Annotated in this window: 6 protein-coding genes; 3 read left to right on the forward strand and 3 right to left on the reverse strand. The window is 71.4% G+C overall.

What is annotated here, in order from left to right; genetic code table 11:
- Nucleotides 1-121: 121 nt before the first annotated feature.
- The 3 genes from ACQKIP_RS05005 to ACQKIP_RS05015 are packed head-to-tail and all read right to left on the reverse strand — an operon-like array spanning nucleotide 122 to nucleotide 3,083.
- Entirely contained in the window at nucleotides 122-985 is an 864-nt protein-coding gene (locus ACQKIP_RS05005) for a heme ABC transporter ATP-binding protein (RefSeq protein ID WP_427742182.1), read from the reverse strand.
- Nucleotides 976-2,073 (reverse strand): FecCD family ABC transporter permease, encoded by a 1,098-nt coding sequence (locus ACQKIP_RS05010; RefSeq protein WP_427742184.1) that lies wholly within the window; start codon nucleotides 2,071-2,073, stop codon nucleotides 976-978. Before ACQKIP_RS05010 ends, ACQKIP_RS05005 begins: the two co-directional genes overlap by 10 nt.
- Nucleotides 2,070-3,083, reverse strand: a complete 1,014-nt coding sequence (locus tag ACQKIP_RS05015) for a heme/hemin ABC transporter substrate-binding protein (protein ID WP_365852493.1) — start codon at nucleotides 3,081-3,083, stop codon at nucleotides 2,070-2,072. The genes ACQKIP_RS05010 and ACQKIP_RS05015 overlap by 4 nt, the downstream gene beginning before the upstream one ends.
- 178 nt (nucleotides 3,084-3,261) lie before the next feature.
- Between ACQKIP_RS05015 and ACQKIP_RS05020 the strand changes: the two genes are divergently transcribed.
- The 3 genes from ACQKIP_RS05020 to ACQKIP_RS05030 all read left to right on the forward strand — a co-directional run bounded on the left by ACQKIP_RS05020 (nucleotide 3,262) and on the right by ACQKIP_RS05030 (nucleotide 7,003).
- A complete protein-coding gene (locus tag ACQKIP_RS05020; protein WP_365852495.1) occupies nucleotides 3,262-4,710 on the forward strand; it encodes an HtaA domain-containing protein in 1,449 nt (482 codons plus the stop codon).
- A 61-nt stretch (nucleotides 4,711-4,771) separates the two neighbouring features.
- A complete protein-coding gene (locus tag ACQKIP_RS05025) occupies nucleotides 4,772-6,283 on the forward strand; it encodes an HtaA domain-containing protein (RefSeq protein WP_365852497.1) in 1,512 nt (503 codons plus the stop codon).
- An 18-nt stretch (nucleotides 6,284-6,301) separates the two neighbouring features.
- A complete protein-coding gene (locus tag ACQKIP_RS05030; protein ID WP_365852499.1) occupies nucleotides 6,302-7,003 on the forward strand; it encodes a PhzF family phenazine biosynthesis protein in 702 nt (233 codons plus the stop codon).
- The last annotated feature ends 209 nt before the right edge of the window (nucleotides 7,004-7,212 follow it).

Consider the following 7,212-nt stretch of genomic DNA (forward strand, 5'->3'; position numbering starts at 1 on the left):
TAACTGAGCCTTACCTGGTCGATACCCAGCCGTTCCGTGATTCACCTCTCACCGGACGGAGGGTGCTTACAGGTGCGTCACGGTGGGGTGATGGGGGGTTCATGGGGTGGCAAAGCGGGGGTCAAGAAGGGCCTCGGCCCCGCACCGGAGTCACCAGCGGAGCCCCCTTGCGCGGGTGCGGGAAGACCTCAACCGGCTGGCGGTAGACATGGGAGAGGAGCTCTCCCGTGAACACCTCGGCCGGCGGCCCCTCCGCGGCGAGCACCCCGCCCCGCAACACCGCGACCCGATCCGCGTACGCCGCCGCCAGCCCCAGATCGTGCAGGACCACCACCACCGCCTCGCCCGCGGCCGCCCGCTCCCGGCAGATCCGCAGGACCAGTTCCTGATGGCGCAGGTCGAGCGCCGCGGTCGGCTCGTCGAGCAGCAGGAGCGGTGCCCGCTGGGCCAGGACACGGGCCAGCGCGACCCGCGCCCGCTCACCGCCGCTGAGCGCGGAGAACGGACGTGCGGCGAACTCGACGACCTCCGTCGCGGCCATCGCTTCCCGTACGACCCGCTCGTCGTCGTCCTCCAGATCCGTCCCGGCCCAGGGCGCACGCCCCATCCGTACGACGTCCTCCACCGCGAAGGGGAAGGAGAGCGCGGCGGCCTGCGGCAGCACGGCCCGGCGCAGCGCCAGTTCACGCGCGGGCCACTGCGCGACGGGCCGCCCGCAGACGCGTACGGCCCCCTCGTCGGCCGGAAGGTCGGCGGCCAGCGCCGCCAGCAGGGTCGACTTCCCCGCCCCGTTGGGCCCGACCAGGGCCAGGACCTCGCCCGCGCGAGCCCTGAGGGACACCCCCGCGAGCACCTCGCGCCCGCCGAGCCGCACCACGAGCTCCGACGTCTCGGCGAGCACGTCACCGGGAGCGAAGGGTTCCGGCGGCGCGAGCCCGCGGCCGGAGGGGAACAGCCGATCGGCGAGACGCGTCCTCACGCCCAACCCCCTTGCTTGCGACGGGTCCTGCGCAGCAGCCAGAAGAAGAACGGGCTCCCGAAGAGCGCGGTGAGCACCCCGAGCGGCAGCTCGGCGGGCGCCGCCACCGTCCGCGCCGCGAGATCCGCGCCGACCAGGACGACCGCCCCGCCCAGCGCACTGCCCGGCACGAGGAAGCGGTGCCCCGGCCCCGCCGCCATCCGCAGCAGATGCGGGACGAGAAGGCCGACGAACGTGATGATCCCGGCGACGGCCACGGCAGCGGCGGTCAGCAGCGCGACCACCAGGACGAGCACCAGACGCAGCCGCTCGACGTCGACCCCCAGATGCCGCGCGGGCCGCTCGCCGAGCGAGAGCAGGTCCAGCTTGCGCGCGTACAGCGGAGCCACCGCCAGGCCCGCCACCGCGCACGGCAGCACGGCGAGGACCTTCGGCCACGTGGCCTGGGAGAGCGAGCCGAGCTGCCAGAACGTGATCTGGGTGACCTGCGCGTTGTCCGCGAAGAAGATGCAGAGTCCGATCAGGGCCCCCGCGAACGCGTTCACGGCGATGCCGGTGAGGATCAGCGTGACGACTTCCGTACGGCCTCCGTTGCGCGAGAGGACGTACACGAGCAGGACGGTCGCGAGCCCGGCGACGAACGCGCAGACCGTCACCGTCCAGTTCCCGAAGAAGCTCAGGCCCAGCGCGATCGACGCCACCGCGCCGACCGCCGCGCCCGCCGAGATCCCGATGACGCCCGGCTCGGCGAGCGGATTGCCGAACACGCCCTGCATGAGCGCGCCCGCGCAGCCCAGGGATCCGCCGACGAGCAGCGCGAGCGTCACACGCGGCAGCCGTACGTTCCACAGGACGCTCTCCGCGACCCGGTCGAGCGCGCTGCCGCCGAGCCCGATCCGGTGCTGTACGGAACCGAGCACGTCTCCGAGGGGGATGTCGTAGGCGCCGATCCCGGCGGAGAGGAGACAGAGGAGGACGAGGACGGCCGTGAGGCCCGCGGTCAGGGAGGCGGCCGCGCCCCGGCGGCGGGCCCGCGGAATCGCAGGCTCCGCGTCGGCGGACCCGGCGTCCGCCTGCTTGGTCAGGACGGTCACTTGCCGCTCCCGTACAACTGCTCCACCAGCGACTTCAGTACCTGGTCCGTGCGCGGCCCGTAGTTCAGGAGCACCCCGTCGTCGATCGAGACGATGCGGCGGTCGAGACCGGCCGGGGTCTCGGCGACACCGGGGACCTTGAGCAGCCCGTCCACGCCGTCCACCGATGCGAGCCCCTTGGACATCACCAGGATCGCGTCGGGGGCAGCCTTGGCGAGGGCCTCGCTGGTGATCGCCGTGAAGTCCTTCTCCAGGCCCGACGCCTTGCCCGCGTCGACCGCGCCCGCCGCTTCCAGGAGCGAGCCCGCGCCGGACTCGCGGCCGCCGAGCAGATAGACGGACGCGGAGCCGCGCAGGTAGAGGAAGGCGACGCGGGGCTTCTCGGTGCGCGCGGCGGCCGGTATGGACTTGCGGACCTTCGCGATCCGCTCCTGCGTACGGGACTTGAGCTCGTCGCCCGACTTTCCGACCCCCAGCGTCCTGGCCACCGCGTCGATCCGGGGGCCCACGTCGTCGAGGCTCTTCGCCGGGTCGAACACCACGAGCGGGATGCCCGCGTCACGTATCTGGTCGACGGCTTCGGCGGGGCCCGTCGAGGTGTCGGCGAGGACGACCGTCGGCTTCAGGGAAAGGACGCTCTCCGCCGACACGTCGTGCGCGCGCGTCACCACCGGCAGCTTCTTCGCCTGTTCGAAGGTCGCGGTGATGTCGCGGGCCACGACGTTCTCGCCGAGCCCCAGCGTGAACACGATCTCGTTGAGGCTGCCGGTGAGCGGCACGATCCGGCTCGTGTCCGCGACGGTGACCTTCTTGCCGTCGGCCGACGTGACGGTGGCGGGGAGCTCGGGCTCGGGGCGGGTCTTCAGCGGCTCGACCCGGTCGGGCGCGGAGGCCGCCGCCTTCGCCTTCGGGGAGGTCCCGCCGCCGTCGTCCGACGACGCTCCGCAGCCCGTGAGGGCCAGGGCGAGAACGGCGGTCCACGCGCCGGCCATACGGATTGAGCGCGGCATACGCACCGAAGTCCACCGTCCTGTCGTGCTGTTGGGGGCTTGTCGCCCGGGAGTTGTCGGGGGTGAAGGGAGGGCTGCCGTGGGGCGCCTGGGCCTGGATGGCCGGGATGGGGGTTCCAGCCGGGGTGATCGTAGTTTAGGTTAGCCTTACCTCATTAGCCACATCTGGAGGGGTCCCATGTCGTCGTCAGGACAGGCGCGAGCCATCGCCCGCGGATCGGCCGCGGCCGTGCTCACCGCACTCGTCGGAGCGCTGCTCCCGGCGGGCGTCGCGCACGCCGAGGACCGCACGGTCCAGGGCGGACGGCTCGACTGGGGCATCAAATCCTCGTTCCAGAGCTACGTCACCGGGCCGATAGCGCAGGGGAGTTCGACCCTTCAGGGCGGCGCCGCCACGGTCGGCGGCAGCCAGTTCCGCTTCCATTCGGCGAAGGGCTCGTACGACCCGGACAGCGGGGCCTTCAGCGCCGGGTTCTCGGGCGGGGTGCATTTCCTCGGGCACAAGAAGGGCGGCTCGTACGAGCTCGACCTCACCGTCAGCCGCCCCACCGTCAAGATCTCCGGCGGCTCGGGGACGCTCTACGCCGACATGGTCAGCAAGGAGAAGGGCACGGGCAAGGTCACGTCCACCGCTCAGGTGCCTCTCGCGAACCTCGGCATGTCCGGCATCAACATGAAGGGCGGATCGGGACCGATCGCCCTCAACAACCTCCCCGCGACGCTCACTTCCCAAGGTGCGAAGGCCTTCGCCGGGTACTACGCCGCGGGCACCGAGCTCGACCGCGTGAGCCTGTCCACGGACCTCGTGGCGAAGTCCGGCTCCGGCGAACCCTCGCAGAAGCCGTCGCCGAAGCCGTCGAAGTCCCCGGACTCCGGCAAGAAGACCAAGGCAGGACGGATCGAGGACGCGGCCGTCGACTGGGGCGTGCGCCGCACCTTCCGCGAGTACGTCACAGGGTCCATCGCCAAGGGCGAGTGGAAACTGACGGAAGGGGCAAAGGACGGCGGCGCGCTCTTCCGCTTCCCCGAGGGCGAGGGGACCTACGACAAGAAGAAGCAGACCCTCGCCGCCGACTTCGCGGGCACGGTGCGCTTCACCGGCGAGCACGGCCTGGACCTCGCGCTGAGCAAGGTCGCCGTCGAGGTGAAGGACGGCAAGGGCACGCTCCTCGCGGACGTGAAAAGCAAGGGCGACAAGGGCGTCACGCTGAAGAAGGCCCCGCTGGTCACCTTCGCGGCCAAGGAGCTGAAGCCGCAGGACGGGCTCGTCTCCCTCACCGAAGTGCCCTCGAAGCTCACCGCCGACGGCTCCAAGGCGTTCGGCGGCATGTACAAGGCGGGCTCCGACATGGACCCGCTCTCGCTCTCCGTCGCCCTCGACGCCGACGCGAAGCTGCCCGCGCTGCCCGACCTCGGTTCGTCCGCGAGCCCGGCGCCGAAGGCGAAGAAGGCCGCAGCCGAGCCGAAGACCGAGAACGCCGCCGACTCGTCCGACTCCTCGTCGCCCGCCGTGCCGATCGGCATCGGCGCGGGCGTGGCGGTGCTGCTCGCCGGGGCGGTCACCTTCGGGCTCGTACGCAAGAAGCGTGCGACGGCAGCCGCTTCCGATGCCGCATCGGACTCCTGACCTTCTCTCCCTCCCCGCTCATCCACTCTTCTTTCGTACCTCTCCAAGGAGAAGCCTGACCATGGCCGCCACCCGTCGACCCATAACCCTCGCAGCAGCCGTCGCGACCGCCGTCACGCTCGGCGCGACCGCCCTGACCCTCCCGGCGCTCGCCGCCGACAGCGGTTCCGCCGCCGCGCCGGCGAAGCTGGAGCTCAAGAACGGCACGCTGGACTGGGGCCTCAAGGAGTCCTTCCGCAAGTACGTCACGGGCATCGCCGCGGGCAAGATCGAGGCCACGGACGGCGCCAAGCAGGCCGCCGACAACGGGGTGTTCACCTTCACCGACGGCACGGGCACGTACGACACCGGGACGCACGCCACCGACACCGCCTTCAAGGGCGGCGTCCGCTTCGTCTCCACGGCCCACCGCTTCGACATCAAGGTCGCCGACGTCAAGGTCCGCACCGAGGGCACGGGCGGCGCCATCCAGGCCGACGTCACCCTCAACGGCGCCACCCAGAACGACATCGACCTCGCCGCGCTGGACCTGACCGGAATCAGGCCGGGCCAGGGCGAGGGCGGCGCGATGACCTTCAAGGACATCCCGGCGACGCTGACGGCGGACGGCGCCAAGGCCTTCAACGGCATGTACAAGGAGGGCGACAAGCTCGACCCGGCCACGCTCACGGTGACGGCCGGCGGCCCCGTGACCGAGAAGCCGACCGAGACGCCCAAGCCCACCGGGACCCCGAAGCCCACCCAGACCCCCGAGCCGACCGCGAAGCCGACCGAGACGCCCAAGCCGACGCAGAAGCCGACCGAGACGCCCAAGCCGACGTCCGGCACCGAGCAGCCCGCGGGCGAGGTGCACGACGGCTCGCTCGCCTGGGGCGTGAAGGAGAGCTTCCGCCGCTACATCGAGTCCGGCGGCGGCGCCACGCTCTCCGGCGGCGCCGAGAAGAACGACAACGGCTACGACTTCCCGTTCGCCGAGGGAGACGTGGACAGCGACGCGAAGAAGCTGAACGCGTCCTTCGGCGGCGCCGTCCGCTTCGAGTACAAGGCGCACGGCATCGACATGAAGTTCAGTGACGTCAAGGTGGCGGCGAACGGCACCAAGGGCACGCTGACCGTGGACGTCACCACGCCCAAGGGCACCAACAACGACGTGAAGTTCGCGACGCTGGACCTCTCCAAGGCGTCGTACGCCGCGAAGAACGACGTCGTCGTGCTCGACAAGGTGCCGGCGGCGTTCACCGCGGCGGGCGCGAAGCAGTTCGAGAGCGAGGACGCGCCGTCTTCCTACAAGGAGGGCGACGCGATCGACCCCGTGACGGTGGCGCTCTCGGTCGCCGAGGGCGCGGAGTTGCCGTCCGGCGGTAACGGTGACGGTTCGACGGGTGGCTCCACCTCCGGTACCGCCGGCGGAGGTTCGTCCGACCTCGGCGGCGGCTCGGTGGGCGGGGGTACGGGGGGCGCGATGGCCTCCACCGGTGCTTCGGTGCCGACGGGGGCGCTGCTCGGAACGGCGGGGGCGGTCATCGTCGCCGGTGCGGGAGCTGTCTACGTGGCCCGGCGCCGTACGTCCTGAGGATGCTTGAATGCCGGAGTGACAGAACCACTTGGCGGCCTCGAAGGTCCTGAGGGCCTTGACGTCCTGCGAGTCTTCTGCGGGCCCGACGGTCGGCACGGCAACGAGTTGGGTGTCGTGCGCGACGGGGCCCGCGTGCCCGGGCGGGGCGAGCGGCAGGAGATCGCCGCGAAGCTCGGCTTCAGCGAGACGGTGTTCGTCGATGACCCCGAGCGCGGGGTCATCGACATTTACACCCCTACGCTGCGGCTCCCGTTCGCCGGGCACCCCTGCGTGGGGACGTCCTGGCTCCTGGACGTCCCCGAACTCGTCACTCCCGCGGGGGTGGTGCAGGCCCGCCAGGACGGGGAGTTCAACTGGATCGCGGCGCGGCCCCAGTGGGCTCCGGGGCGGACGCTGCGTGCGTACTCCACCCCTGCCGAGGTGGACGCACTCGCGGTGCCCCCGCCGGGGGAGTGGGTGTACGCCTGGGCGTGGGAGGACGAGGCCGCGGGGCGGGTCCGTGCGCGGGGCTTTCCCGGGCGGGACGACGGCATCCGGGAGGACGAAGCCACGGGGGCGGCGGCGTTGCTCCTGACGGAGCGGCTGGGCCGGGCGCTCAACATCACGCAGGGGCGCGGCTCCCAGATCCTTACGGCGCCGGCGCCGGGGGGTTTGATCGAGGTGGGGGGTCGGGTGCAGCTGGCAGGGCCTGAGGTCTTCTTGCCTCCGGCGGATTAGTCCCCAACCCCGCCCCTTCCCGAAAACCCGCTCGGCGCGGGGGCCTTGGAGGACGTCATCACCGGCTTCGCCGAGTTCGTCCTCAAACGCCGGACGGGCTGGAGATTCCAGCCCGTCCGGCGTTTGAGGACATCTTTTCGGGGGTCCAGGGGGCGGAGCCCCATGGTTTCTTTAATTGTTTACCGCGCGCGGAGGTGTCTTTTTGTCTT

The sequence above is a fragment of the Streptomyces sp. NPDC059900 genome, assembly GCF_050270335.1.
In the GTDB taxonomy this organism is placed as follows: domain Bacteria; phylum Actinomycetota; class Actinomycetes; order Streptomycetales; family Streptomycetaceae; genus Streptomyces.